Annotated in this window: 27 protein-coding genes; 11 read left to right on the plus strand and 16 right to left on the minus strand. The window is 62.7% G+C overall.

All coding sequences use genetic code 11. The annotated features are described in order from the left end of the window. Nucleotides 1–56: 56 nt before the first annotated feature. Nucleotides 57–1,028: a thymidylate synthase gene (locus tag B0G81_RS20450; protein WP_134138150.1), complete on the minus strand. Its 972-nt coding sequence runs from the start codon at nucleotides 1,026–1,028 to the stop codon at nucleotides 57–59. Between the two features lie 96 nt (nucleotides 1,029–1,124). On the opposite strand from B0G81_RS20450, the gene B0G81_RS43760 reads away from it, so the two are divergent. Next, on the plus strand, nucleotides 1,125–1,271 hold the full coding sequence (locus B0G81_RS43760) for a hypothetical protein (protein WP_166679044.1): 147 nt from the start codon (nucleotides 1,125–1,127) through the stop codon (nucleotides 1,269–1,271). A gap of 44 nt (nucleotides 1,272–1,315) precedes the next feature. Here B0G81_RS43760 and B0G81_RS20455 read toward each other — a convergent pair whose 3' ends face one another. Beyond that, entirely contained in the window at nucleotides 1,316–2,710 is a 1,395-nt protein-coding gene (locus tag B0G81_RS20455) for a sigma-54 dependent transcriptional regulator (RefSeq protein ID WP_106283797.1), read from the minus strand. 535 nt (nucleotides 2,711–3,245) lie between these two features. On the opposite strand from B0G81_RS20455, the gene B0G81_RS20460 reads away from it, so the two are divergent. Beyond that, entirely contained in the window at nucleotides 3,246–3,728 is a 483-nt protein-coding gene (locus tag B0G81_RS20460) for a hypothetical protein (RefSeq protein WP_134138151.1), read from the plus strand. Nucleotides 3,729–4,051: 323 nt separating this feature from the next. Continuing rightward, nucleotides 4,052–4,552, plus strand: coding sequence for a dihydrofolate reductase (locus tag B0G81_RS20470; RefSeq protein ID WP_106283800.1), 501 nt, complete (start codon nucleotides 4,052–4,054; stop codon nucleotides 4,550–4,552). Between the two features lie 155 nt (nucleotides 4,553–4,707). Here the strand turns inward: B0G81_RS20470 and pmbA are convergent, their stop codons facing one another. Next, the gene (pmbA, locus tag B0G81_RS20475; RefSeq protein ID WP_106283801.1) at nucleotides 4,708–6,078 is read right to left on the minus strand and encodes a metalloprotease PmbA; all 1,371 of its coding nucleotides are present in this window, start codon (nucleotides 6,076–6,078) and stop codon (nucleotides 4,708–4,710) included. A 321-nt stretch (nucleotides 6,079–6,399) separates the two neighbouring features. Here pmbA and yjgA point away from each other — a divergent pair, with 321 nt between their 5' ends. Together yjgA and mog are read left to right on the plus strand one after the other, a co-directional pair. Further along, nucleotides 6,400–7,008, plus strand: coding sequence for a ribosome biogenesis factor YjgA (yjgA, locus tag B0G81_RS20480; RefSeq protein ID WP_134138153.1), 609 nt, complete (start codon nucleotides 6,400–6,402; stop codon nucleotides 7,006–7,008). Then, complete coding sequence (gene mog / locus B0G81_RS20485; RefSeq protein ID WP_134138154.1) at nucleotides 6,989–7,633, plus strand: molybdopterin adenylyltransferase; 645 nt, start codon at nucleotides 6,989–6,991, stop codon at nucleotides 7,631–7,633. Before yjgA ends, mog begins: the two co-directional genes overlap by 20 nt. Nucleotides 7,634–7,639: 6 nt before the next feature. Here the strand turns inward: mog and orn are convergent, their stop codons facing one another. Continuing rightward, a complete protein-coding gene (gene orn, locus B0G81_RS20490; RefSeq protein WP_116118010.1) occupies nucleotides 7,640–8,251 on the minus strand; it encodes an oligoribonuclease in 612 nt (203 codons plus the stop codon). 145 nt (nucleotides 8,252–8,396) lie between these two features. Between orn and B0G81_RS20495 the strand changes: the two genes are divergently transcribed. Genes B0G81_RS20495 through B0G81_RS20505 form a run of 3 tightly spaced genes read left to right on the plus strand, consistent with a single transcriptional unit; the run spans nucleotide 8,397 to nucleotide 10,925 of the window. Next, entirely contained in the window at nucleotides 8,397–9,656 is a 1,260-nt protein-coding gene (locus B0G81_RS20495; RefSeq protein ID WP_106283804.1) for a M48 family metallopeptidase, read from the plus strand. Next, entirely contained in the window at nucleotides 9,653–10,603 is a 951-nt protein-coding gene (rsgA, locus tag B0G81_RS20500; RefSeq protein ID WP_134138155.1) for a ribosome small subunit-dependent GTPase A, read from the plus strand. Before B0G81_RS20495 ends, rsgA begins: the two co-directional genes overlap by 4 nt. A 1-nt stretch (nucleotide 10,604) precedes the next feature. Continuing rightward, nucleotides 10,605–10,925, plus strand: a complete 321-nt coding sequence (locus B0G81_RS20505) for a DUF2007 domain-containing protein (RefSeq protein WP_106283806.1) — start codon at nucleotides 10,605–10,607, stop codon at nucleotides 10,923–10,925. A 200-nt stretch (nucleotides 10,926–11,125) separates the two neighbouring features. Here B0G81_RS20505 and B0G81_RS20510 read toward each other — a convergent pair whose 3' ends face one another. From B0G81_RS20510 to rpsP, 6 genes are all read right to left on the minus strand, one after another. Then, on the minus strand, nucleotides 11,126–12,064 hold the full coding sequence (locus tag B0G81_RS20510; protein ID WP_106283807.1) for a CobD/CbiB family protein: 939 nt from the start codon (nucleotides 12,062–12,064) through the stop codon (nucleotides 11,126–11,128). A 113-nt stretch (nucleotides 12,065–12,177) separates the two neighbouring features. Next, entirely contained in the window at nucleotides 12,178–12,900 is a 723-nt protein-coding gene (locus B0G81_RS20515; RefSeq protein ID WP_116118011.1) for a CoA pyrophosphatase, read from the minus strand. Between the two features lie 92 nt (nucleotides 12,901–12,992). Then, a complete protein-coding gene (gene rplS / locus B0G81_RS20520) occupies nucleotides 12,993–13,382 on the minus strand; it encodes a 50S ribosomal protein L19 (RefSeq protein ID WP_106283809.1) in 390 nt (129 codons plus the stop codon). Nucleotides 13,383–13,527: 145 nt separating this feature from the next. After that, nucleotides 13,528–14,295, minus strand: a complete 768-nt coding sequence (trmD, locus tag B0G81_RS20525; protein WP_106283810.1) for a tRNA (guanosine(37)-N1)-methyltransferase TrmD — start codon at nucleotides 14,293–14,295, stop codon at nucleotides 13,528–13,530. A 25-nt stretch (nucleotides 14,296–14,320) separates the two neighbouring features. Then, nucleotides 14,321–15,049, minus strand: a complete 729-nt coding sequence (rimM, locus tag B0G81_RS20530; RefSeq protein ID WP_134138156.1) for a ribosome maturation factor RimM — start codon at nucleotides 15,047–15,049, stop codon at nucleotides 14,321–14,323. A 120-nt stretch (nucleotides 15,050–15,169) separates the two neighbouring features. Further along, a complete protein-coding gene (gene rpsP / locus B0G81_RS20535; protein ID WP_007180912.1) occupies nucleotides 15,170–15,424 on the minus strand; it encodes a 30S ribosomal protein S16 in 255 nt (84 codons plus the stop codon). Between the two features lie 172 nt (nucleotides 15,425–15,596). Between rpsP and B0G81_RS20540 the strand changes: the two genes are divergently transcribed. Together B0G81_RS20540 and B0G81_RS20545 are read left to right on the plus strand one after the other, a co-directional pair. After that, complete coding sequence (locus tag B0G81_RS20540; protein ID WP_134138157.1) at nucleotides 15,597–16,781, plus strand: PQQ-dependent sugar dehydrogenase; 1,185 nt, start codon at nucleotides 15,597–15,599, stop codon at nucleotides 16,779–16,781. Nucleotides 16,782–17,133: 352 nt separating this feature from the next. Further along, entirely contained in the window at nucleotides 17,134–17,601 is a 468-nt protein-coding gene (locus tag B0G81_RS20545) for an NINE protein (protein ID WP_134138158.1), read from the plus strand. A 16-nt stretch (nucleotides 17,602–17,617) separates the two neighbouring features. Here B0G81_RS20545 and B0G81_RS20550 read toward each other — a convergent pair whose 3' ends face one another. Together B0G81_RS20550 and B0G81_RS20555 are read right to left on the minus strand one after the other, a co-directional pair. Next, on the minus strand, nucleotides 17,618–18,763 hold the full coding sequence (locus tag B0G81_RS20550; RefSeq protein WP_134138159.1) for a PA0069 family radical SAM protein: 1,146 nt from the start codon (nucleotides 18,761–18,763) through the stop codon (nucleotides 17,618–17,620). A 106-nt stretch (nucleotides 18,764–18,869) separates the two neighbouring features. After that, complete coding sequence (locus tag B0G81_RS20555) at nucleotides 18,870–19,358, minus strand: Lrp/AsnC ligand binding domain-containing protein (protein WP_106283820.1); 489 nt, start codon at nucleotides 19,356–19,358, stop codon at nucleotides 18,870–18,872. 167 nt (nucleotides 19,359–19,525) lie between these two features. On the opposite strand from B0G81_RS20555, the gene B0G81_RS20560 reads away from it, so the two are divergent. Continuing rightward, entirely contained in the window at nucleotides 19,526–20,812 is a 1,287-nt protein-coding gene (locus B0G81_RS20560) for a D-amino acid dehydrogenase (protein ID WP_116118016.1), read from the plus strand. Between the two features lie 124 nt (nucleotides 20,813–20,936). Here B0G81_RS20560 and B0G81_RS20565 read toward each other — a convergent pair whose 3' ends face one another. The 4 genes from B0G81_RS20565 to B0G81_RS20580 all read right to left on the minus strand — a co-directional run bounded on the left by B0G81_RS20565 (nucleotide 20,937) and on the right by B0G81_RS20580 (nucleotide 25,565). Then, on the minus strand, nucleotides 20,937–22,727 hold the full coding sequence (locus B0G81_RS20565) for an acyl-CoA dehydrogenase (RefSeq protein ID WP_134138160.1): 1,791 nt from the start codon (nucleotides 22,725–22,727) through the stop codon (nucleotides 20,937–20,939). 103 nt (nucleotides 22,728–22,830) lie between these two features. Further along, on the minus strand, nucleotides 22,831–23,766 hold the full coding sequence (locus tag B0G81_RS20570; RefSeq protein WP_116118018.1) for an FAD-binding protein: 936 nt from the start codon (nucleotides 23,764–23,766) through the stop codon (nucleotides 22,831–22,833). 14 nt (nucleotides 23,767–23,780) lie between these two features. Continuing rightward, the gene (locus tag B0G81_RS20575) at nucleotides 23,781–24,530 is read right to left on the minus strand and encodes an electron transfer flavoprotein subunit beta/FixA family protein (RefSeq protein ID WP_116118019.1); all 750 of its coding nucleotides are present in this window, start codon (nucleotides 24,528–24,530) and stop codon (nucleotides 23,781–23,783) included. Nucleotides 24,531–24,767: 237 nt separating this feature from the next. Continuing rightward, nucleotides 24,768–25,565, minus strand: a complete 798-nt coding sequence (locus B0G81_RS20580) for a MetQ/NlpA family ABC transporter substrate-binding protein (RefSeq protein ID WP_134138161.1) — start codon at nucleotides 25,563–25,565, stop codon at nucleotides 24,768–24,770. Nucleotides 25,566–25,599: the final 34 nt, after the last annotated feature.

Below are 25,599 nucleotides of genomic sequence, written 5' to 3' on the forward strand. Positions count from 1 at the left end.
CGCATCGCGGCGGTTTTTCTTTATGCGAGTGGGCGGCTTTCCGATCCGCCCGACGATCAAACGGCCATCGGCGCCGTGAGCGGCTCATGATGCCGGTAGCCGACCAGCGAGAAATCCGACGGCTCGATCTTTTCGAGCCATTCCGGCTCGTACACGCCGGTTTTCGCATACTCCGGCACGCGCTCCGAGATCGCGAAGGCCGGGCTTTCGTACGGCTCGCGCTTGAGCTGCTGCTGCAACATGTCGAGCTGGTTCTCGTAGATGTGCGCGTCGCCGATGAAATAGGTGAACCAGCGCGGCGTGTAACCCGTCAGTCGTCCGACCAGATGCAGCAACGCCGCGCCTTCGGTCAGATTGAACGGCGTGCCGAGCCCGATGTCATTACTGCGAATGTACAAGCACAGCGAAATCTCCTTGGTCACCACATTGGGCAGGAACTGATACAGCAGGTGGCAAGCCGGCAACGCGATCTGGTCGAGCACAGCGGGGTTCCACGCATGAAACAGAATGCGCCGGTCCGCAGGGTTCTGCATGATCGTGTCCAGACATTGGCGCAGCTGGTCGATCGCCTTGTACAACAGGATTTTGTTAGTGCCGTCTTCCTCGAATTCGGTCACCACCTGGAAGCCGCGTGCGGTCGCGTCGGCCAGCTGCGCGCCCGCAGTCGCGTCCAGCACCTTGTAGGCCGGCCACTGGCGCCACTGCACGCCATATACGTCGCCGAGGTCGTCCGGACCCTGGCGATACGGATTGGCGAGCCATTGCGGATTCTGGTTCGCGTTCGCGTCCCACACCTTGCAGCCGAGATCGCGGAAATCCGCGGCGCTGCGCGAGGCGCGCAGGAACCCGACCAGTTCGCCCACCGCCGATTTGAACGCCAGTTTCTTCGTGGTGACCGCCGGAAAACCTTGCTGAAGGTCGAAGCGCAACATCGCGCCCGGCATGCTGATGGTGCGGATGCCAGTGCGATTCTCCTGCCACGTGCCGGTGTCGAGAATCGTGCGGACGAGGTCGAGGTATTGTTTCATTCGGGTTCCTTCGAGGCGCGTGCGAGTCGATCCGGGCGCCACGGAGATTGAGCGGAAAACCCGATTTTAACAAGCGCGGCGGGACGACGCCCGGTCGTGGCGCGCGGCATCGAAAATATCAAGGGAAAAGGTGAGACGAAGTATTGCGAGTTCGGCGCGAGCGAACGGCACACGGCCGGTCGCAGGATTGCTCGAAAGGTGCTGAACGCGCTGCTGGAATCCGCTGCTGGAATCCGCTGTTGAAATCGTTTACCGGCCCGCGAGACCCGCGAGGCCCGTCAAACGATTTACAGATGCGGCACCGAAGCCGGCAATTCGCCGTGCGGGGTGGCGAGCGGCTCCCCTTCCATATGGCGCATGCCATGCGAGCACAGCAGCCGGTACAACGTAACGCGCGAGATGCCGAGTTCCTGGGCGGCGTCGCCGAGACGCCCGCGGTGACGCAATAGCGCCAGCTCGATCGCCTGACGTTCGGCCGCTTCACGCGCCTGCGCGAGCGACACCGGCACGATCTCCACGTACTCGGCAAGCTCGAGATCGCGCGCCGTGATCGCACGCCCTTCCGACATCACGATGGCGCGCCGCACGCGGTTGATCAGCTCGCGCACATTGCCCGGCCAGCCGTAGTTGTGCAGCGCCGCGATCGCGTCCGGCGCGAAGCCGCGCAAGCGACGGCTTGCATCTTTCTTGAAACGTTCCAGCATGTGCCGCGCGAGCAGTTCGATGTCCTTACCGCGTGCGCGCAGCGGCGGTTCATCGATCTGCAAAACGCACAAACGGTGGTAGAGGTCGGAGCGGAACCGTCCTTCGATCATCGCCGCCGTCATGTCCACGTGCGTGGCCGAGATGATGCGCACGTCGACGTCGATCGCGCCGTGTCCGCCGAGGCGCTCCACCTTGCGCTCCTGCAAAAAGCGCAACAGGCTCGCCTGACTTTCGAGCGGCAGGTCGCCGATCTCGTCGAGGAACAGCGTGCCGCCGTTCGCCGCTTCCACCCGGCCGATCTTGCGCTGATTGGCGCCGGTAAACGCACCGCGTTCGTAGCCGAATAGTTCGGATTGCAATAGATGCGGCGGGATCGCGCCGCAGTTGATCGGCACGAACGGCGCATTGCGCCGCGCCGAGCGTTCGTGAATGGCGACCGCCGTCAGTTCCTTGCCGGTGCCCGATTCGCCCGAGATGAATACTGGCGCGTCGGTCATCGCCACTTTGCGGATTGAACGGAACAGCGCGAGCATGGCGTCGCACGAGCCGACCATTTCGCCTTCGGCGCCTTGCGATGCATCGTTGGAAGCCGTTTCGCCGAGGGAAATCATGCCGTAGGCGTGACCCACCGAATCGACGATCCTGTCGCCCGAATACGGCACCGTGACGTAGTCGAAACAGTAGTCGCGCACGAGCCGGCGCAACGCGGCGTCTTGCAGTTGTCCCGGCATGGTGGCCGCGACCCAGCCGACATTCGGCATGGTCAGGCAGGATTCGAACGCAGCGATTTCGTGTGGCTGAAATTCGCTAGACAGATCCAGCAGGCCGCCAGCAGCCATTCCGGCGCGAACAGCCCGGCGCACGTCGCGCGCCGACCCCACGACTTCGACATGCCAGCCGCGCTGGTGAAACCGAGTATTCAGCTCCGCGCTCGGATCGCGCGAAACGTAAATCAGTTGCCGCGTTGCGGGTTCCATTATTCAGATCCTCTCGTCAACGAACGTTAAGGATGACGCACGCACCTGAAACGAGTTCAGACACGCTGACTCATTCGGGATTCGCGATATGGCAAAAACCGAACGGCCATTCCATTCCGTGCGGACAGCTGATCCCCAAGAAAGCGGCGTGTGTGTTTGAGACGGCCCGTTAGCGGGCTTTTTTAAATGTGAAGTTCTTTTTCGAGAGCTTACTATACGCGCGCCGCTTGGAAAACAATTATGCGAATTTAATCGCGCACTCCTTATGCTGTGTGGTTTCGCAGGCGATAAACAGTTATTCAGCCGACGAATAAAAGCTTAGTGGAAGCGCTTCTCCTTGTGTAGACCGCAAGGTAGTTCGTACCGGCCAAATTAACGAATTACAGGTATTTCCTGCCTATCGTTTCAGCGTTGAAACGTTTTTCTCCCATTTCCGGATTGTGACTTCCACGTTTTCACTCGCATCCTCATCCCTCAATGGATTGCGCTTGATGGCACATGTTTCGCTAATTGCCGTGCACCAGGGAGACACATCATGCAACTCGCTTTCCGCATCAATCTGGGCGGCATTGCACCATGCGCGGCACTTTGCACCGCCATCGCGCTGAGCATGCTGCCCATTGGCGCCAATTCACAGGAAGCCGGACAGGCTCCGTCCGCCACGCTGACGGAATCCGCCGATACAGGCTCCGCCACCTTCCCGAACGGCGCGCTCGCCACACTCGCCCCATCCGATCCGGCGACGCACGCCGCCAATCTGTTCTCCCGGCTTGCCGGCAACGCGCTGAGCATTCCGGCCGATGCTGCATCGGTGAACGATTTTTCGCTCGACGACCAGGCGCTCGCGCGGCAAGGTGGCGGCGCGGTCGGCATGGTGATGGTGGCCGCGACGCCGCAGCTCATGCGCGGCAACGGCGGCAGCGGCAACAACGTGACGCTGTGGGACGAGATCGCCCCGCCCGCGCCTTTACCGATTCCGATCGACGCGACGCGCGCCGCCCAAGGCAACGCCGCCTGAATGTTTCGCGTGTGACGCTGTATCGGCTGATGGGTCAGCATGGGTTGCGCGAATTGAGGACGACCGACGAGAAAGCGGCGTCTGCCGCGGACGATAGCGCGCCGGAACGAGGCGGCGCGGGCCGGAGCGGCCGGTGGCGTTTCGTGAACCTGTATGACGCTGCGTGAACCTGCGTGGTCAGGCAGCCGCATCCACTGCGGCGAGCGCGCGGCTTGCCGGGCGCGTTCCGGCCGACTACACGGCCGCCGTGCCGAAACCCGTCGCCGCGGCGCGCAGCCGCGCGTCAGGTAGAATCAGTCCGGTTACGTTCCCCTTTCCATTCGATGACGACGCTCACCCTGATCGTCGCTCGCGCCAACAACGGCGTGATCGGCCGCGACAACCAGTTGCCCTGGCGACTTCCCGAAGACCTCGCGTTCTTCAAGCGCACCACCATGGGCGCGCCCATCATCATGGGACGCAAGACGCACGAGTCGATCGGCCGGCCGTTGCCGGGACGCCGCAACATTGTCGTGACACGGGATGCCGCCCGGCGTTTCCAGGGCTGCGACGCGGCCACCACGCTTGAAGACGCGCTCAAGCTCGCCGCTCAGGATCAGGCGCCGGAAGCGTTTCTGATCGGCGGCGCGCAGTTGTATGCAGAAGGTTTGCGGCAGGCGGACAAGCTGATCATCACCGAGATTTCCGCCGACTTCGAAGGCGACGCCACCTTTCCCGCGCTCGACGAAAACGAATGGGAAGAAGTCGCGCATGAAACGCATCGCGCGGATGCGCCGAACGATTTCGACTACGCGTTCGTGACATATAAGCGCAAAGGCGCTTAAAGGTTCTTTGGCTTGAGACGTTAGCGCCGCGCGCAAAGCAAACGGTCGGCGCGGCCGTCCGATCATGAATAAAAAACGCCACGCAGTGACTTGCGTGGCGTTCTGCTTTTTACGGGCCAGCTGAAAAACGCTGGCCGGACAGGGGCTAAACCCGCTTACTGCCCCGCGATCGTCATCCGTTCGATCAGCACCGAGCCGGTCTGCTTGGTGCCGCGCGTGATCGTATCCGCGCCGATCGCGACGATGTGGTGGAACATCTCCTGCAGCGTGCTCGCCACCGTGATTTCCTCGACCGGATACTGGATCTTGCCGTTCTCGACCCAGAAGCCCGACGCGCCGCGCGAGTAGTCGCCCGTCACGTAGTTCACGCCCTGCCCCATCAGTTCGGTCAGCAACAGGCCCGTGCCGAGCTTGCGCAGCATCTCTTCGAAGTCGTCCTCGGGACGCGTGTTCGAGCTGCGCAGCGACAGGTTGTGCGAGCCGCCCGCGTTGCCGGTGGTCTGCATGCCGAGTTTGCGCGCCGAATAGGTGGACAGGAAATAGCCTTCCACCACGCCGTCTTTCACCACCGAACGCTGCTTGGTGCGCACGCCTTCTTCGTCGAACGGCGCGCTGCCCATGGCGCGCGCGACATGCGGGTCTTCGACCACTTGCACGTGCGGCGCGAACACCGGCTTGCCAAGGCTGTCGACGAGGAACGAGGTCTTACGATACAGCGCGCCGCCGCTCGTGGCTTGCACGAATGCGCCGAGAATACCCGCGGCGAGCGGCGCTTCGAACAGCACCGGCACCTTGCGCGTATCCAGACCGCGCGCGCCGATGCGCGCCAGCGCGCGTTGCGCCGCGTAACGGCCGACCGCTTCCGGATCGGCCAGTTCTTCCGCGCTGCGGGTGGAGGTGTACCAGTCGTCGCGCTGCATGTTGCGGGCGCTGCCCGCAATCGGCGCGCACGCGATGTAGTGGCGCGAGTACGGATAACCCGCCAGGAAACCGCGCGAGGTGGCCAGCACGAATTGCGAGTGCTGTGCCGAGACGCTCGCGCCTTCCGAATTCTTGATCTGCGGATCGGTCGCGAATGCGGCATCTTCCGCACGGCGGGCGATTTCCACCGCTTCGTCTGCGGACAGATTCCACGGGTGATAGAGATCGAGATCGCGCGGCGCCGTTTCCAGCAGTTCCGCTTCGGCGAGGCCCGCGCAATCGTCTTCCGCCGTGAAGCGGGCGATGTTGTAGGCCGCCGCGACCGTGTCCTTCAAAGCCTGCGAAGAAAAGTCCGAAGTGCTCGCATTGCCGCGCTTGTTGCCGATGAACACCGTCACGCCGACCATCTTGTCGCGGTTGTGTTCGATCGTCTCGACTTCGCCGCGCCGCACGGAGACGGACAGGCCGTCGCCTTCGGAAATCTCGGTCGCCGCGTCGGTGCCGCCGAGCGACTTCGCGTGACGAAGGATGTCCGAGGCGATTTCCTTCAGTTCATCCTGGGTATGCGGAAAAAAGCGCTGCTTGACGTCCATGTCTGCTGCCATTGTCGTTGCCGTCCTGTTCGGGGCCGAGCGGCCCAGGGTGGGTTCGCTATATTCGCTGTGTTTGCTATGTTCGCACCGGTCACGCTCACGCCTGACTCCTGCACGCGCGCCCGTGTTTGCGCGTGTGTGCTGCGCGTGTGTCTGGTTGCGTATCCCGCGATCATAGCAAGGTACGCGACGCCGTACCTGGCATTCGCTGCGCCTTGCGTCAGGTCGGCCGAGCGCCGCCGGAGCGCCGCAGTGTGGTCGCTTCGCAATGCGCGAGTCCTTGCGCGCGGCGGCACCGCGGGTTCGGTGGGCGCGGCACGTTACAATATCGGTATGACACGCAAAACCCGCATTCAACCCATCGAAACCGCCGAGCCGGAAGTCGACGAGAACGGCTACGACCGTCCCAGCAAGTCCCAGCTCAAGCGCGAAATGCACGAGCTGCAGGAACTGGGCTCGGCGCTGATCGCGCTGCCCAAAGACGCGCTCAAGCGCATGCCGATGCCCGAAAAGCTCGACGACGCCGTGCGCGAAGCGCGCCGCATCACCGATCACGAAGGCAAGCGCCGCCAGGTGCAATATGTCGGCCGCGTGATGCGCTCGCTGCTGGACGAGGAAACCGCCGCGCTGCGCACCGCGCTCGACACCTATAACGGCGTCAACAAGGCGGAAACGGCCAAACTCCACTGGATCGAGCGCACCCGCGAAAAGCTGCTCGCCGACGACGCCGCGCTGACCGATTTCATCCGCCAGCATCCGAACGCCGACCCGCAACAAGGCCGCACGCTGATCCGCAACGCCCGCAAGGAAGCGCAGCAGAGCAAGCCGCCGCGCTATTTCCGCGAACTGTTCCAGTGGATCAAGAACGCGGACGGACCGTCCGCGCAGACCGATTCCGACGACGCCCCGGACGAAGACGACGATGACGACCGCGACGCCTAAGGCAGCACGTCAGCACCCCGATGAGATCGTAATCGGTCTCGTGTCGATCAGCGATCGCGCGTCCACCGGCGTGTACGAAGACAAAGGTATTCCGGCCTTGCAGGAATGGCTCGGCGCGGCGCTCACATCGCCGTGGCAAGTGGTCACGCGCCTGATCCAGGACGACGCGCCGACCATTTCCGCCACGCTGACCGAACTGGTCGACGAGGTGGGCTGCGATCTGGTGCTGAGCACCGGCGGCACCGGCCCGTCGCGCCGCGACGTGACGCCTGAGGCGACGCTGGCGGTGGCCACCAAGGAAATGCCGGGTTTCGGCGAGCAGATGCGGCAGATCAGCCTGAATTTCGTGCCGACCGCGATCCTGTCGCGCCAGGTCGCGGTGATCCGCGAAACGGCGGAGCACGCGGCGCTGATCATCAACCTGCCGGGTCAGCCGAAGTCGATCAAGGAAACGCTGGAAGGTTTGCGCGACGCCGAAGCAGGCGGCGCGGTGAAGGTGCCGGGCATTTTCGCCGCGGTGCCGTACTGCATCGACCTGATCGGCGGACCGTATGTGGAAACCAACGCCGACGTGGTGAAGGCGTTCCGGCCGAAGAACGCGCAGCGCGCGCCCCGGCCGGCTTAGGCGATTTTATTCGGCGCCGTTGGCGCTCTCCGGTGCCGACGGAATCAGAAAGTGCTCGCGGTAGTACTTGAGTTCGTCGATCGACTCGTGGATATCGGCCAGCGCCGTGTGCATCGCGCGCTTCTGGAAACCCTTGTAGATGGTCGGCTGCCAGCGGCGGCACAGTTCCTTCAGCGTGCTGACGTCGAGATTGCGGTAGTGGAAGAAGCGCTCCAGATCCGGCATCCAGCGCGCCATGAAGCGGCGGTCCTGGCAGATCGAGTTGCCGCACATCGGTGATTTGCCCGGCGGCACGTAGACGCTCAGGAAATCGCGGATCTGTTCGGTGGCGTCGGCCTCGCTCACCGTCGAGGCCTTCACGCGATCGATCAAGCCCGAACGGCCATGCGTGTTCTGATTCCACTGATCCATTTTGGCGAGCGTCTCGTCGCTCTGATGAATTGCGAGAACGGGGCCTTCAACTAGCCTGTCGAGCGTCGAATTCGTCACCACCACCGCGATTTCAATGATGCGGTCGGAATCGGGCTCGAGCCCGGTCATTTCCATGTCCAGCCAGACGAGATTCATGTCGCTGCGCACGAGCGGCGGCTGTTCGGTGGATGCGAGGATGTCAGTCATGAAGGCAACCCTGAGGGCCGCGCAAACGGCTTGGTGCAAGCCCGTCTGCCACGGCGATTGTTCGTTTGAGATTGGTTTGAGCGTGTTCCCGCCGCGCGGCGGGAAGAAACATATAATTCTCGCATAGATACCACGGAATCCCCGGATGCCTACCCTGTACTTCACCGTTCTGTTCGTTGTCGCCGTCGTGGCGATGGTCGGCACCAAACTGTGGCTCGCGTCGCGGCAAATCCGCTTCGTGGCCGGCCATCGCGAGCAGGTGCCGAGCCAGTTCGCCGGCACCATCGCGCTGACCGCGCATCAACGCGCCGCCGACTACACCGTCGAGCGCACGCGTCTCACCATGATCGAGATCGTCGTCAGCGCAGCCGTGCTGATCGGCCTCACGCTGCTCGGCGGTGTGCAGGCGCTCGATCTGGGCATCTCCGACTGGCTCGGCCGCGGTTATGTCGGCCAGATCGCGCTGGTCGCCGCGGTGATCGCGATCACCAGCGTGATCGACCTGCCGTTCGATTACTACCGGCAGTTCGTGGTCGAACAGCGCTTCGGCTTCAACCGCATGAGCAAAGGCATTTTCTTCGTCGACCGGATCAAGGGCGTGCTGCTCGGCGCCGCGTTCGGCCTGCCGCTGCTGTTCGTCGTGCTGTGGCTGATGAATCAGGCCGGCAGCCTGTGGTGGCTATGGACGTGGATCGTGTGGGTCGCCTTCCAGATGCTCGTGCTGGTGCTGTATCCGTCGTTTATCGCGCCGCTTTTCAACAAGTTCGAACCGCTCAAGGACGAAGCGCTGAAAAGCCGCATCGAAGCGCTGATGCAGCGCTGCGGCTTCGCCGCCAAGGGCCTCTTCGTGATGGACGGCAGCCGCCGTTCGGCGCACGGCAACGCGTACTTCACCGGCTTCGGCGCGGCCAAGCGGATCGTGTTCTTCGACACGCTGCTCGCGCGCCTGTCGGGCAGCGAGATCGAAGCCGTGCTCGCGCATGAGCTCGGCCACTTCAAGCGCCGTCACGTGATCAAGCGCATGCTCGTCACCTTCGCAATCAGTCTCGCGATGCTCGCCCTGCTCGGCTGGCTCACGCAGTGCGTGTGGTTCTATGAAGGACTGGGCGTACGGCCGTCGCTGATCGGCGGTAATAGCGGCCTCGCGCTGGTGCTGTTCTTCCTCGCGCTGCCGGTGTTCCTGTTCTTCGTGACGCCGCTCGGCAGCCTCAGCTCGCGCAAGCACGAGTTCGAAGCCGACGCATTCGCCGCAACGCAGACCGACGCGCAAGACCTGGTCAACGCGCTCGTCAAGCTGTACGAGGACAACGCGTCTACCCTGACGCCCGATCCGCTCTACACCGCGTTCTACTATTCGCATCCGCCGGCGTCGCAGCGGATCGACCGCCTGCTGCGGCACGCATGAGCGGCCGCTCCCCGAAAGCGCCGCGCGCGCCGTCCAGCGCACGCGTAGGCGGCCTCGTGGTGGCCGCGCATGGCCGCCACTATCTGGTCGCGCCGGATGACGGCAGCGCCATGCTCCAATGCTTCCCGCGCGGCAAGCGCAGCGAGGTGGCGGTCGGCGATCGCGTGATTTACGAGTTGGCTTCGGCGGATCAGGGCGTGATCGTCGAGATCGGCGAACGGCGCAATCTGCTGTATCGCTCGGATCAGTACAAGTCGAAGCTGTTCGCCGCCAACCTCGATCAACTATTGGTCGTATTGGCCACCGAACCGCATTTCAGCGAAGACCTGCTCGGGCGCGCGCTCGTCGCGGCCGAGGCGAACGAGTTGAAGCCGCTGATCGTGCTGAACAAGACCGACGTCACCGCTGAACTCGCAGGCGCGCGCAAGCGGCTCGAGCCGTATCGCGCGCTGGGTTATACGGTCGTGGAGGTGTCGATCAAGACACAGCCTGAAGCCGCGCGAGCCGCGTTGATCGAACATCTGCAGGGTCATTCGACACTGCTGCTCGGCCAGTCCGGCATGGGCAAATCGACGCTCGTGAATCTGCTTATTCCCGATGCCGAAGTCGCGACCCGCGAGATTTCGACTGCACTGAACAGCGGACGCCATACGACGACCTTCACACGTCTTTATCCGTTGCCGGGTATCGCGGACGGCGAAGGCGGCGCATTGATCGACTCGCCGGGCTTCCAGGAATTCGGTCTGCACCATTTGACCGAAGGACGGCTGGAGCGCGCCTTTCCGGAGTTCCGGCCGCTGTTGCCGAACTGCCGGTTCTACAACTGCCATCATTTGCAGGAACCCGGTTGCGCGATTCTCGAAGCGGTCGCGGATGGCCGCATCCGCCGCGAACGGCATGCGCTGTACGCGCAACTCGTGCACGAAGCCAGCCAGATCGTCCGCTGACATGAGACTGATGCGCGCGCCGAATCTGATCATCGGCCAGCATTGGGTCAATGTGCTGGCCACCGCCGGCATAGCTTGCGAATTGCACAATCGTTATCTGAACGGTGCGCTGGGGGATATTCCAGCGGATCAGTGTTCGCCGGAGCTTTGGCTCGTCGATGAGCGCGACGAGGCGATGGCGCGTAGGCTGATCGCCGCGGCTTCGCATGGTCCGGCGGCGGGGTCGCCTGGATGGACGTGCCGTCAGTGCGGCGAGGCGCTCGAGGCGCAGTTTACGGTCTGCTGGCAGTGCGGGACGGCGCGCGATCCGCTGGATGGGTGACGCGGCTTATCGCTGACCGGCGGATTGCGCACGGCGCCGCGGCATGAACGGAAAAGGCCGGGGGCGGTGCGCCCCACTACACGATTGATTCCCCCATGCCTGAAAAGCGAAACCCTACGCTTCGAAGAAACGTAGGGTTGGGCGACAGACTGACTGCGGATTGCGCTTTCTTTACAGTTAGTAGCGTCGGCTTGGCGACGTTACGCCAGCCACACCGCAATCGTCAGCATCAGCAACAAAATCATCCACAGCACCACCGCGCGCCACACCAGACCGACGGCGGATTGCAGCGTGCGTGGCGTGCAGTCGTCGCCGACTTGCATCGGGCCGCCGTCGCCAGTGGCGAGCGCGTCGAGGCTTGACGGCTCAGCCAGCGGCCCGCTCAGACGGGCGCCCAGCGCACCACTACCTGCCGCCAGCAACACGCCGTCGTTCGCGTCCGGCCATTGGCGCGCATGGTTGCGCCATGCATAAATCGCGTCTTCGAAATTACCGACGATCGCAAAACCCATCGACGTCAGCCGCGCCGGCACCCAGTCAATCACGAAGAAAGCACGCTGCGCAAAGCTCGAAAACGCGACGGTGCGATCGTCGACCGGCCGCGCCCACGTGCGCGCCAGATACTCGGCAATCCGGTACAGCACCGCGCCCGCCGGGCCGACCGGAATCAGAAACCAGAAGAACACCCCGAACACGTGCCGGTGCGAAGCGACCACCGCGTGAATCAGCGTGTGACGCACGATCTCGCTGACCGGCATGTCGACGGTATCGAGCCCGGTCCATTCGCTGAGGACTTCGCGAGCGCGCGGCACGTCGTCGTTATTCAACGCGAGGTGGATGTCGGTGAAATAGTGGCTGAACTGGCGGAAGCCCAGCGTGAAGTACAGCACCGCCACGTTCCACAGGAACGCCAGCGCAAAGTGAATGTGATACAGCACGTAGTAGACGAGCGCGACGACCAGCGTCCACGGCACCACCACCACGAGCCAGGCGAGCAGGCCATGCTTCGGCTTGCCGGCATCAAATCCGTGCGCTGCCGACTCCGCATGGTATTGAAGCAACGCGGACACCGGGTTATTCGGTGACAACGCGCGTATCTGTTCAATGATCAGAGCCAGTAATACGGAGAAAAAAGTCATGCGATGCGCCGTGCTTTTCGAGTTTTACGATTGTTTTATAACGATAGCACAGGGTCGGATGCCACTGAGCAAGGACCTCGACAAACACCCGACAAGTGCACAAGTCATGCGGCTCATGCCGCGAGGAAGCGATAGAAGTTGCGCAGCATGGCGGCCGTCGCGCCCCAAATGAAATGGTGGCTACCGACTTCGCTGCTGCTCTCGTCACCTTCAGCTTCAGCCGATGCGGCGCGCGGATACGGCATCGCGAAAAAGCGGCGCTCGCCGCCTTCATAGCGGAACACGCGCACTTCGTGGTGCGCAGGGTTCATCAGAAACGCGAGCGGCACTTCGAAAACTTCGGCGACCTCGAGCGCGTCCGCCTTCACCGTGAACGGCGGATGCACGAGGCCGATCACCGGCGTCACGCGAAAACCGGTGCCGGTCAGATAGTCGGGCAATGCGCCGAGAATTTCCACACGCGAGGGATCGAGGCCCACCTCCTCTTCCGCTTCCCGCAGCGCGGTTGCGGTGGCGTCGGCGTCGAAGGGTTCGTGACGGCCGCCGGGAAAGCTCACCTGACCTGCGTGATCGTTCAGATGGTCGGCGCGCTGAGTCAGCAGGACGGTCAGGCCGTGTTCGCGGACCACCAGCGGCACCAGCACCGCCGCGACTCGCGGATCGGCGTGGGTATCGCGCCAGGGCGCATCGACGACCATCTCGGGGGTCCAGTGAAGGCGTTGCTCGAAGCGTGCGCGCAGGCCATCAGGTGTGAGACGGTCGGCCGCCACCGGCGGCAGATCGGCGCCTGTCGCTTCGACAGGCAGGGTTTCAGGCTCAAAGACGGGGCGGGTCAACGGGTCTCTCGAAATGAGCGGATAGGGACATGCCGCTATTTTGACCTGGCAAACAAAAAAGCACCCGCGAGGGGTGCTTTTTCTTACAGCATTTACGCTTCGGCAGCGTTGCGATCTTTCTTCGCAACCAGCTTTTCCTTGATCCGGGCCGACTTGCCCGAACGGTCGCGCAGGTAGTACAGCTTCGCACGACGCACATCGCCACGACGCTTCACGACGATGCTTGCCAGCAGCGGCGAGTACGTCTGGAACGTACGCTCGACGCCTTCGCCCGACGAAATCTTGCGGACGATGAACGACGAATTCAGACCACGGTTACGCTTGGCGATCACGACGCCTTCGTAAGCCTGAACACGCTTACGCGTACCTTCAACCACGTTCACGCTGACGATCACCGTATCGCCGGGGGCGAATTCGGGGATGGTTTTCTCGCCGAGAGCGCGGCCGATTTCTTCCTGCTCGAGAATTGCGATCAGATTCATCACTGACTCCTAAGTCCATCTTGTCGACGTTCGTACCTGCCTCGTGAAAACACTTGGCTACGGCCCCGATAGAGGATGGGTTCACATCTGGCACCGTGCACGCATGCGCGGCGCCGCCTAATGTCCGCTTGCAAGACCCAAGGCTTTACGCCTTCGACTCTTCCTTCGCGAGACTCGCAAGCCATGCCTCGTCGGCACGGCTCAACATCTTGTTCTTTCTGGCCTTCACGATCAGATCGGGCCGCTTGTTCAACGTATTGCGCAAGGCTTCACGCCGGCGCCACGCCTCGATCTCCGCATGATGGCCGCCGAGCAGCACATCCGGCACACGCACGCCGTTGTATTCCTCGGGGCGCGTGTAATGCGGGCAATCCAGCAGCACGTCGACAAAACTATCCTGCACCGCCGACTGCGAGTCGTTAAGCACGCCGGGCAACTGACGCACCACGGCGTCCATCAAGGCCATGGCCGGCAATTCGCCGCCCGACAGCACGAAGTCGCCCAGGCTGACTTCTTCGTCGACCACACGGTCGAGCAAACGCTGATCGATCGCTTCATAGCGCCCACACAACAGGATCAAACCTGGCTCGGCCGCGAACTGCATGACGCGGTCGTGATTCAACGTGGCGCCTTGCGGCGACATCATCACAACGCGCGACGCGCCGATGCCCTGCTCCGCTTGCGCTGCTTTCGCGGCGCCGATCGCATCTTCCAGCGGTTTCGCCAGCATCACCATGCCGGGGCCGCCGCCGTACGGGCGATCGTCGATCGTGCGGTAGTTGTCGGTTGTGAAATCGCGCGGATTCCACGTACGCAACCCGTAGCGCTCCTGCTTCGCGGCACGGCTGGTGATACCCCAGTCGGTCAGCGCGCGAAACATGTCAGGAAAGAGCGTGACGACATCGAACTGCATCGCTCTCTCCATTCAGCGAAATTATTTAGTAATCAGCTTCCCAGTCGACAGTGATCTGCTTCGCCGCCTGGTCCACCGTTTTGACAAAGACGCCGACGAACGGGATCAAACGCTCGCCGGTGACCGGCTTGCCGCTTTTGTCGGTATCCGGGTATTCGATGCGCAACACCGAGTGCGCACCGTTGTCTATCATGTCTGCAACCTTGCCGAGATTGACCCCGGCAACGTTCACCACATCCAGGCCGAGCAGGTCGACCCAGTAGAACTCGTCGGCTTCGAGAGCCGGAAATTCGCTGCGGCTGATATAGACGCGGGAGCCGCGCAGTGCCAGCGCCACATCGCGGTCAGTGACGCCGCCCAGATGGGCAACCACACTGTCGCTATGCGTTTTCGCCTGCAACGACGGCGCCGATTTGCGCTCCTGGCCTTTAATCAGCCACCAGCGCTTCGCGCTCAGCAACGCATCGCCGCCGTGGCCGGCATCCGCGTGCGCGGCCACCTTGACCCAGCCTTTGAGGCCGTAAGCGTCGACGATTGCGCCGACCTCGACCGCGTCGGCAGGCCAGCTTCCCACCGTTTCCATGCGCATTTCTGCCGCACCGGACCCGGCGTTTGCAACTTGGGCTTTCGCCTTGCCTTCGGCTTTTTCGACCGGCTTGCGGACGAATGCACCGAACGGCGCCTGACCAGACGTCTTCGCGCGCGGGGCTGCTGCCTTTACGCGACCTGAACTGCCGGAATCACGTTCAGACATAAAAACACCTTGAAGAGAACCTCGCTGCCAGCTTCGACGCCTGCTTCAGCAAAACACCTTGCGCATCGCACTGCTCACGCGAATCGCGCGAACCGACGACGATACGCATGCTAGCCGCCATTAAGCAGCCGGCTGCGCCTTTGCAGCTTCCTTCACGAGGCGCTCGACGGTCGGCGACAGTTGTGCGCCAACGCCTTGCCAGTACGTCAGGCGGTCCTGAGCGATACGGAGGGATTCACCCTTCGTAGCGACCGGGTTGTAGAAGCCAACGCGCTCGATGAAGCGGCCGTCACGACGGTTACGCGAATCGGTTGCGACGATGTTGTAGAACGGGCGCTTCTTGGAGCCGCCACGAGCCAAGCGGATGATGACCATACTAGAATCCTTGAAAACCGGGGTTCGGAACGACTGAAACACGCGATTATAGCGGGAAACCGACGCCATAACAAACACTTACCCGGATAAACTGAACGACGGGGTTGCGCCGGCCGTACAGGCGGGAGCCCCAAACCACGCCGAAACGCCCGAATTACCTGACGGAGCGCCCGTGAAACTCCTGCCGCCCATTGTGTTTTTGCGCGCTTTCCGTACCGCCGCCACGCGATTCATCGCCTCGGCGCGCGATTTGCGAAGCCGGGCGCTTCGCACGGGCACGGCCGTGTTGCTCGCCGCAACTGCCCTGCCATGCCTCGCCGCGCTACCCGTGGACCGGATCAAACTGCCGCCGGGCTTCCATATCGAGGTCTTGTCGGATGCCGTGCCGAGCGCGCGAGCCATGGCGCTCTCGCCGAAGGGCATTCTCTATATAGGCAGCCTCGACGGACACGTTTACGCGCTCGAATTGCAGAACGCACGTGTGACGGCCCGCCACGTGATCGCTTCCGGCCTGGAAACGCCGGCGGGTGTAGCGTGGCACGATGGCGCGCTCTATGTATCCGCGGTGTCGAAAATTGTACGCTTCGATGCGATCGATACTCACCTGAACGGTCCGCCCAAACCCGCCGTCGTAATCGACACCTTGCCCACGGAGACGCACCACGGCTGGAAATTCATCGCGTTCGGCCCGGACGGCAAGCTCTACGTGCCGCAAGGCGCGCCCTGCAACGTCTGCCTGAAAGATCGCAACCGTTTCGGGCTAATCGGCCGCATGGACCCGGACGGCAGTCACTACGAGATCGTGGCGCGTGGCATCCGCAATTCAGTCGGCTTCGCGTGGCATCCCGCGACGCATGAACTGTGGTTCACCGACAACGGCCGCGACCTGCTTGGCGACGACGTGCCGGACGACAAGCTCAACCGCGCGCCGCGCGCCGGGATGGATTTCGGTTTTCCGTACTGCCATGGCGGCGACACGCCCGATCCCGAGTTCGGCAAGGACCATCCGTGCAGCGAGTTTACGCCGCCCGCGGTCAAACTGGGTGCGCATGTCGCGGCGCTAGGCATGCGCTTTTACGACGGCCCGATGTTTCCAGCCGCCTACCGGAACAGTATTTTTATCGCCGAGCACGGTTCGTGGAATCGCAGCAAGAAGGTCGGCTATCGCGTTGTGCACGTGGTTACGAATCCGGATGGCAGCAATGCCCGCCAGGAGGTGTTTGCCGAAGGCTGGCTGCAATCCGGCGAAACCGAGTGGGGACGTCCCGCCGACGTGCTGCCACTGCCCGACGGTTCGCTACTCATCAGCGACGACTACGCCGGCGCAGTTTATCGCGTCACCTACTCGGCGCCGTAGCCCGCTTCGCGTGGCAAGCAGCGTCAGACGCCGTGCGCTCGAAAAGTCTGGACAGAAACGAGCGTCGGCACCCACGCCACCTATCCGGCCGGGTTCGGCGCTCGTCACGCCACTTGCCAAGCCAGCCTGATCAGCCGCCGCACCGCCGCCATAATCACGCCCCTAGGACTCGTGGTCAACGCGGCCCCGCCCATGGCTGCCCTACCCTTCACCCTGCGGCAGAGAGCGCCTTCGACCCTGCCGCGACTACCCGTCACGTGACCGGCGGCCCATGGCGGGCGTAGAATGCGCGTCGGTCCGCGCGCGCTGCGCGCCGCTCCTTTCGACCGCCTGTCACTCTGCTCTGGCCTACATGTCCACCCTTGTCTCGACTTCCCCGCGTTTCAGATCCAAGACGATTACCGCCGCACTGGCGTTCTTCTTCGGCAGCCTCGGCGCTCACCGGTTCTATCTGTACGGCATGCGCGACATCTACGGATGGGCACATGTGCTCGGCACGCTGATCGGCATTCCGGGAGCCATGCTCCTCGTGGCGAGCGAACGCGCTTCGATGCTCGGCTGGATGCTGGCCTTTCCCGGCGCGATCTCGCTGCTCGCCGCGTTTCTCGCCGCGATCGTCTACGGGCTGCGTCCGGACGAAAAGTGGGACACGCAATTCAACGGCCAGACCCAGCGCAAAAGCCACTCCGGCTGGACGGTCATTTTCATCGTGATCTTTTCGCTGCTGATCGGCGCCTTCCTGCTGATGACGGGTCTGGCCATTTCGTTCCAGACGTACTTCGAAAGCCAGGTGCAGGCGGCCAAAGCGCTCTCGCAATGATCCGCCGCGCGGCGCGCTAGAAAAGATTCAGTTGAGGATCGTCGTGTGCCGGTTTATCGGCACGCGGCACGTTGACCGGGCGAAAGTGCGACATATCCAGAATGCCGCGGTCCCGGCGGTTCAACCCCAAACGGCGCACCGCCTTGTGGAAGCGCTGCTTGAGCAGATCCGCCCACAAGCCCTCACCTTTCATGCGCGTGGAGAACGAAGAGTCGTAGTCCTTCCCACCGCGCATGTCCCGCACGCGACTCATCACCCGATCTGCACGATCTGGAAAGTGCGCCGCGAGCCAATCCTTGAAAAGCGGCGCGACTTCCCACGGCAGACGCAGCACGATGTAGCTCGCGTTGCTCGCGCCGGCTTCCGCGCAGGCCTCCAGCACGCGCTCCATGTCCGGTTCGGTGACGAACGGAATCACCGGCGCGATGCTGACGCCGACCGGAATGCCCGCCTCGCTCAACGTGCGAATAGCGCGCAAGCGCCGCGACGGCGTGGCCGCGCGCGGCTCGAGCGTGCGAGCGATCTCGGCGTCCAGCGTGGTGATGGTGATGGCCGCCATGAATTGCCCGCGCGCCGCCATGGGCGCCAACAGATCGAGATCGCGTTCGATCAGCGACGACTTGGTGATCGCCGCAAACGGATGCTGACGTTCGCTGAGCACTTCGATCACCCTGCGCGTGAGCCGCAAGTCACGCTCGACGGGTTGCCAGGCGTCAGTATTGACGCCCAGCGCGATCGGCTCCGGCACATAGGACTTCTTCGACAATTCCCGCTCGAGCAACTCCGGCGCATTTATCTTGGCGTAGATCCGGCTTTCGAAGTCGAGGCCCGGCGACAGTCCCAGATAAGCGTGCGTGGGCCGCGCAAAACAATAAATGCAGCCATGCTCGCAACCACGATACGGGTTCAGCGACACGCTGAACGGAATATCCGGCGACGCATTGCGCGTAAGAATGGTCTTGGCCCGTTCTTCGAAGACCTGCGTGCGCAAGACCTTGGGCCCGTCATCGTCCTCCGGCGCCGACAGCCAGCCGTCGTCCACCGCTTCGCGCTGGTCGACTTCGTAGCGGCCTTGCAGGTTCGTCACCGCGCCACGGCCTTTGCGAGGCGCGGGCGGCGCGATCGGAAATTCGTTGACGGAGTGGGAGTCGGAGTCGGTCACGGCTGGAACACGTAAAGACGCAAAACGGAAAAACGGCGCAAAACACCTGTACAAATATACAGTGTTTACGCCGTTTGTCGAGCCCCGCCGAGTGCCGTCGCGTGGATCAATCCCCTACCGGAATCGTCAACGTTTCCTTGATCTCCTCCATCACCACGTAGCTCTTCGACTGCACCGCGCCAGGCAGTTGCAGCAGGATGTCGCCTAGCAGCTTCCGGTAATCGGCCATTTCACCGATGCGCGCCTTGATCAGATAGTCGAAATCGCCCGACACCAGATGGCATTCCAGCACCTCGGGAATCTTCTGCACCTCGCGGCGGAACTGGTCGAACATGTTGCCGCTCTTGTGATCCAGCGTGATCTCGACAAATACCAGCAGCGCCGCGCCCAGCTCCGCGGGATTCACGCGCGCGTGATAGCCGGTGATCACGCCGTCGCGCTCCATGCGCTTGACGCGCTCGATACATGGCGTGACTGACAGTCCGACCTGTTCGGCCAGATCCTTCATGGCGATGCGGCCGTCCTGCTGCAGCAGCCGCAGGATCTTGCGATCAAGCTTGTCGAGGGCCCGGACCGGTTGGCGCTGTGTACGCATGGTGTTTTTGCTGAAAATCTTGAAAATACAATAACAAAACCTGCCTGACTGTTAATAGTATAGCGGTTAAGACTGGGCGATCCGCGATACACCTTGTTAATCGAACGAATTCCACCGAATCGACGAGCGCACCGTCCTCAGACCTCATTTGAATACCTGGAGCATCTATGCGAGTCGTCATTTTGGGCAGTGGCGTCGTCGGCGTGACCAGCGCGTATTACCTGGCGCGCGCGGGGCACGAAGTGACCGTGATCGATCGCGAGGCCGGCCCGGCGCTCGAAACCAGTTTCGCCAATGCGGGCCAGATCTCGCCCGGCTATGCGTCGCCGTGGGCCGCGCCTGGCGTGCCGCTGAAGGCCGTCAAGTGGATGTTCCAGAAACACGCGCCGCTGGCAATCCGCCTCGACGGCACGCAATTCCAGTTGCAATGGATGTGGCAGATGCTGCAGAACTGCACGTCGTCGCGCTATGCGGTGAACAAGGGCCGCATGGTTCGCCTCGCCGAATACAGCCGCGACTGCCTGCAAGCGCTGCGCGCCGAAACCGGTATTCAATATGAAGGCCGCACCGGCGGCACGCTCCAGGTGTTCCGCACCCAGCAGCAATTCGAAGGCGCCGCGAAAGACATCGCCGTGCTGCAGGAAGCCAATGTGCCGTATGAACTGCTGTCGCCGGCCGAACTCGCGCGGGCCGAGCCGGCGCTCGCCGCGGTGTCGCACAAGCTGACCGGCGGTCTGCGCCTGCCAGGCGACGAAACCGGCGACTGCCAGATGTTCACCACGCGCCTCGCCGCGCTGGCTGAGGAACTGGGCGTCAAATTCCGCTACAACACGCCGATCGACGCACTCGCAATGGCCGGCGACCGCATCGCCGGCGTGAAGTGCGGAGAAGAACTGGTGCGCGCGGATTCGTTCGTCGTCGCGCTGGGTTCGTATTCGACCGGCTTCCTGTCCGGTCTCGTGAAGATTCCGGTTTATCCGCTCAAGGGTTATTCGATTACCGCGCCGATCGTCAACGAAGCGTCGGCGCCGGTGTCCACTGTGCTGGACGAAACCTACAAGATCGCGATCACGCGTTTCGACGACCGGATTCGTGTGGGCGGCATGGCCGAGATCGTCGGCTTCGACAAATCGTTGCGCCAGGCGCGCCGCGAAACGCTGGAACTGTGCGTGAACGATCTGTTCCCGGGCGGCGGCGATACGTCGAAGGCGACCTTCTGGACCGGTCTGCGCCCGATGACGCCGGACGGCACGCCGATCGTCGGCCGCACTCCCGTGCCGAACCTGTTCCTCAACACGGGCCACGGCACGCTGGGCTGGACGATGTCGTGCGGGTCGGGCCAACTGCTCGCCGACGTGATGTCGGGCAAGCAACCGGCCATCAAGGCGGACGATCTGTCGGTGCATCGCTATCTCGGCGAGGTGGGTGCCGCGCATCGCCCGGCTTATGCCTAAGTTTTAGCAGCGACGCTTCACCAGAACGGTAGCGCTGATTCGTGATCTCACAGACCAGCGCCACAAAAACAACCGGCGCCTGTCAAGGCGCCGTTTGTTTTTTCAAGCGTAGTGAAAAGCCGCGTCAGAACTGATCTTCCGACAAAGCCAGCACACTCTCTCCACCCTTCGCGTTGACAATCGACGCCTCGAACGCCGACGCCAGCGGCAGCACATGCTCGGCGTAAAACTGCGCGGTCGCGATCTTGGCGCCGTAGAACGAAGGGTCTTCGTCGCGCTTTTGAGCCGCCACCAGCAACGCACGCGCCATCTGCCAGCCGCCCAGCACGACGCCCGCGAGTTTCAGATACGGCACGCTGCCGGCGAACACCGCGTTCGGATCGCCCTTTGTATTGGCGACAACGAAATCCACCGCGGCGCCCAGCGATTGATGGCCCTGCGCGAGGTACTTCTTCATCGAGTCGAACGCCGGGCCTTGCTGCGCGCCGAGTGCCTCGATCGTCGCAGCCACTTCGGCGAGCAGCGACTTCGCCACCTTGCCGCCGTCGCGCACGGTCTTGCGGCCGATCAGGTCGTTGGCCTGAATCGCGGTCGTGCCTTCGTAGATGGGCAGAATGCGCGCATCGCGGTAGTACTGCGCGGCGCCGGTTTCTTCGATAAAGCCCATGCCGCCGTGTACCTGCACGCCGAGGCTCGTGACGTCGATCGACAACTCCGTGCTCCAGCCCTTCACGATCGGCACGAGGTATTCATAGATCGCCTGATGCTCCGCGCGCTTTGCTTCGTCGGGATGACGATGCGCGATGTCGCAGTGCGCCGCGGCCACATAGGCCAGCGCGCGCGATGCTTCGGTGAGGCCGCGCATGGTCGCGAGCATGCGGCGCACGTCGGGGTGCTGAATGATCGCCACTGATTGCTTCGCGGAACCATCCACGGGACGGCTTTGCACGCGATCTTTCGCGTACGCCACGGCCTTCTGATAAGCGCGATCCGAAATGCCGACGCCTTGCATGCCGACAGCAAAACGCGCCGCGTTCATCATGATGAACATGTACTCGAGGCCGCGATTCTCTTCGCCGATCAGATGACCGATCGCGCCGCCGTGGTCGCCGAATTGCAGCACCGCGGTCGGACTCGCCTTGATGCCGAGCTTGTGTTCGATCGAGACGCAATGCACGTCGTTGCGCTCGCCGAGCGAACCGTCTTCGTTGACGAGAATCTTCGGCACGATAAAGAGCGAAATGCCTTTCACGCCTTCCGGTGCATTCGGTGTGCGCGCCAGCACGAGATGGGCGATGTTCTTCGCCATGTCGTGCTCGCCCCACGTAATGAAAATCTTCGTGCCGAACAGCTTGAACGAACCGTCGCCCTGCGGCTCGGCGCGCGTGCGCACCAGCGCGAGATCGGAACCGGCCTGCGGCTCGGTCAGGTTCATCGTGCCGGTCCATTCACCGGAAATCAGCTTGGGCACATAGGTCTGTTTTTGCGCTTCGGTGCCGGCGGTGAGCAGCGCTTCGATCGCGCCGTCGGTCAACAACGGACACAGCGCGAACGACAGGTTCGACGCGTTAAGCATTTCGACACACGGCGTCGCGATCAGCTTCGGCAGGCCCTGGCCTTCGTAGTCGACGGGATGTTGCACGCCTTGCCAGCCGCCTTCGCCGAACTGGCGAAACGCTTCCTTGAAGCCGGGCGTCGCGGTGACCACGCCGTCTTTCCAGCTACTCGGATTGCGATCGCCTTCGACATTCAGCGGCGCCAGCACGCCGCCGCACAGTTTCGCCGATTCTTCGAGGACGGCTTGCGCCGTTTCGAGGTTCGCATCTTCGAAGCCCGGCAAGCTCGCGATGTCTTCGAGACCGGCCAGTTCTTTCATCACGAACAGCATGTCCTTGATGGGCGCCGTATAGCTCATTTCAGTTCTCCTCCCGCTTCTGATATAAAAAAAGGGCGCTGGACTCGATCGGTCCCGCGCCCTTCCTGTGCTGCCAGACGCCTTTTATGCGGCGTTACGGCGCTTAGCCGAGTTCGCTAACGAGCTCGGGCACGAGCGTGAACAGATCGCCCACCAGTCCGTAATCGGCGACGCTGAAGATCGGCGCTTCTTCGTCTTTGTTGATCGCAACGATCACCTTGCTGTCTTTCATCCCGGCCAGATGCTGGATCGCGCCCGAGATGCCGACGGCGATGTACAGCTGCGGCGCGACGATCTTGCCGGTTTGACCGACCTGATAGTCGTTCGGTACGAAGCCCGCGTCGACCGCGGCACGCGATGCGCCGAGCGCTGCATTCAGTTTGTCCGCCAGCGGTTCGAGGACCTTCGTGTAGTTCTCGCCGTTGCCCAAACCGCGGCCGCCCGAGACGATGACCTTCGCCGACGTCAGTTCCGGACGGTCAAGCTTCGTCACTTCGCGGTTCACGAAGGACGAGATACCGCTGTCCGCCGCCGCTTCGATTTTCTCGACCGTTGCGCTGCCGCCTTCAGCCGCGACTGCATCGAAACCCGTCGTGCGGACCGTGATGACCTTGATCGGGTCAGCCGATTGCACGGTTGCGATGGCGTTGCCGGCGTAGATCGGACGCTCGAACGTGTCCGGACTGTCCACCGCGGTGATATCGCTGATCTGGGCGACATCCAGCTTCGCTGCGATACGCGGCGTGATGTTCTTGCCGTAGGCGGTTGCCGGCGCGAGGATGTGCGAATAGTCCTTCGCGATGTTCAGCACCGTCGCTTCAATGTTTTCCGCGAGGCCTGCTTCGAGTTGCGGCGCGTCGGCCAGCAGTACTTTGCTCACGCCTGCGATCTTCGCTGCTGCATCCGCCGCGGCTTGCGCGTTGTGCCCTGCCACCAGCACGTGAATGTCGCCACCAATCTTCTGTGCCGCTGCGATCGTGTTCAGCGTCGCGGCCTTGATCGACGCGTTGTCGTGTTCCGCAATTACCAGATTCGTCATTTGCTCTGTCTCCCTCACAGCACCTTGGCTTCGGTCTTCAGCTTCTCGACCAGCGTCTTCACATCCGGCACCTTCACACCGGCGGAGCGCTTGGGCGGCTCGACAACCTTCAGCGTCTTCAGGCGCGGCGTGACATCAACGCCGAGGTCTTCCGGCTTGAGGACTTCCAGCGGCTTCTTCTTCGCCTTCATGATGTTCGGCAGCGTGACGTAGCGCGGCTCGTTCAGGCGCAGGTCGGTCGTGACGACAGCGGGCAGCGTCAGCGACAGCGTTTCCGCGCCGCCATCCACTTCGCGCGAAACGGTCGCCTTGCCGTCAGCAACAACCACTTTCGATGCAAACGTGGCTTGCGGCAAACCAGCCAGCGCGGCGAGCATCTGGCCGGTCTGGTTCGAATCGTCGTCGATAGCCTGCTTGCCGAGAATGATCAGCGAAGGCTGCTCCTTGTCAACCAGCGCCTTCAGCAGCTTGGCCACGGCCAGCGGCTGCAGTTCCTGCGAAGACTCGATCAGGATCGCGCGATCCGCGCCGATCGCCAGCGCCGTGCGCAGCGTTTCCTGCGATTGCGTCACGCCCGCCGACACGGCGATCACTTCCGTCGCCACGCCCGCTTCCTTCAGACGCACGGCTTCTTCAACCGCGATTTCGTCGAACGGATTCATCGACATCTTCACGTTCGCGATGTCGACGCCCGTGCCGTCCGACTTGACTCGAACCTTCACGTTGTAATCGACCACTCTTTTGACTGGCACCAGGATTTTCATGCACACGCTCCAAAGTTACGAATACGTCAACCCAACGAACATTATAACGACTGCCCTCACGGCAGCCCGGTCGCGGGTGCTTTAGCAGGAGGATATCGCTCCTCAATGGCGTGACGGCAATATCGAACGGTCGTTCTATTTTAATCCCGAAAAAACCCGGGCGACAACCCCGGGTTAAGCCCTACGACTCTAAATTTGCATTGCCGTCGTGTTCTGCGTGCTCTGCAGGCCGCCGTCTCACCAGGCGGTGATGACCGCTCCGCCGAATTTGCTTTCGATGAACTGTTTCACTTCCGGCGAATGATACGCCGCGACCAGCTTGGCGACCCACGGCTTGTTCTTATCTGCTTCGCGGATTGCGATGACGTTCACGTAAGGACCCTTGGGGTCTTCAATCGCGATGGCGTCCTGCTTGGGCTTCAGACCCGCTTCCATCGCGAAGTTCGTGTTGATCGCGGCCGCGTCCACGTCGTTCAGCGAGCGCGGAATCTGCGCGGCATCGAGTTCGACGATCTTCAGCTTCTTCGGGTTGTCGACGATGTCGAGCGGCGTCGCCTTCAGCCCCGCGTCGGCGCGCAGCTTCAGCAGACCCTGCTTTTGCAGCAACAGCAGCGCGCGGCCGCCGTTGGTCGGATCGTTCGGCACCGCGATCTTCGCGCCCGGCTGCAGTTCGGCGAGCGTCTTCACTTTCTTCGAATAGATACCCATCGGATACGTGACCGTGTCCGCGATACGGATCAGCTTGTAGCCGCGGTCCTTCACCTGCGCCTGCAGATACGGGTCGTGCTGGTAGCTGTTCGCGTCCAGATCGCCGCCGGCGAGCGCCGCGTTCGGCTGCACGTAGTCGGAGAATTCGACGATCTTGATGTTCAGACCGTTCTTCGCCGCGACCGTCTTCACGACTTCCATGATCTGTGCGTGCGGACCGCCGGTCACGCCGACCTTGATCGTGTCTTCGGCGTAAGCCACGTTGGCGGCGACGAGCGATGCGGCACCGAGCGCGGCAGCCAGCTTAAGAATGAAACGACGTTGCATGATGGACCTTTCCAAACCTGTCGACTGTGTTGTT

The organism is Paraburkholderia sp. BL6665CI2N2 (genome assembly GCF_004366535.1).
GTDB lineage: Bacteria > Pseudomonadota > Gammaproteobacteria > Burkholderiales > Burkholderiaceae > Paraburkholderia.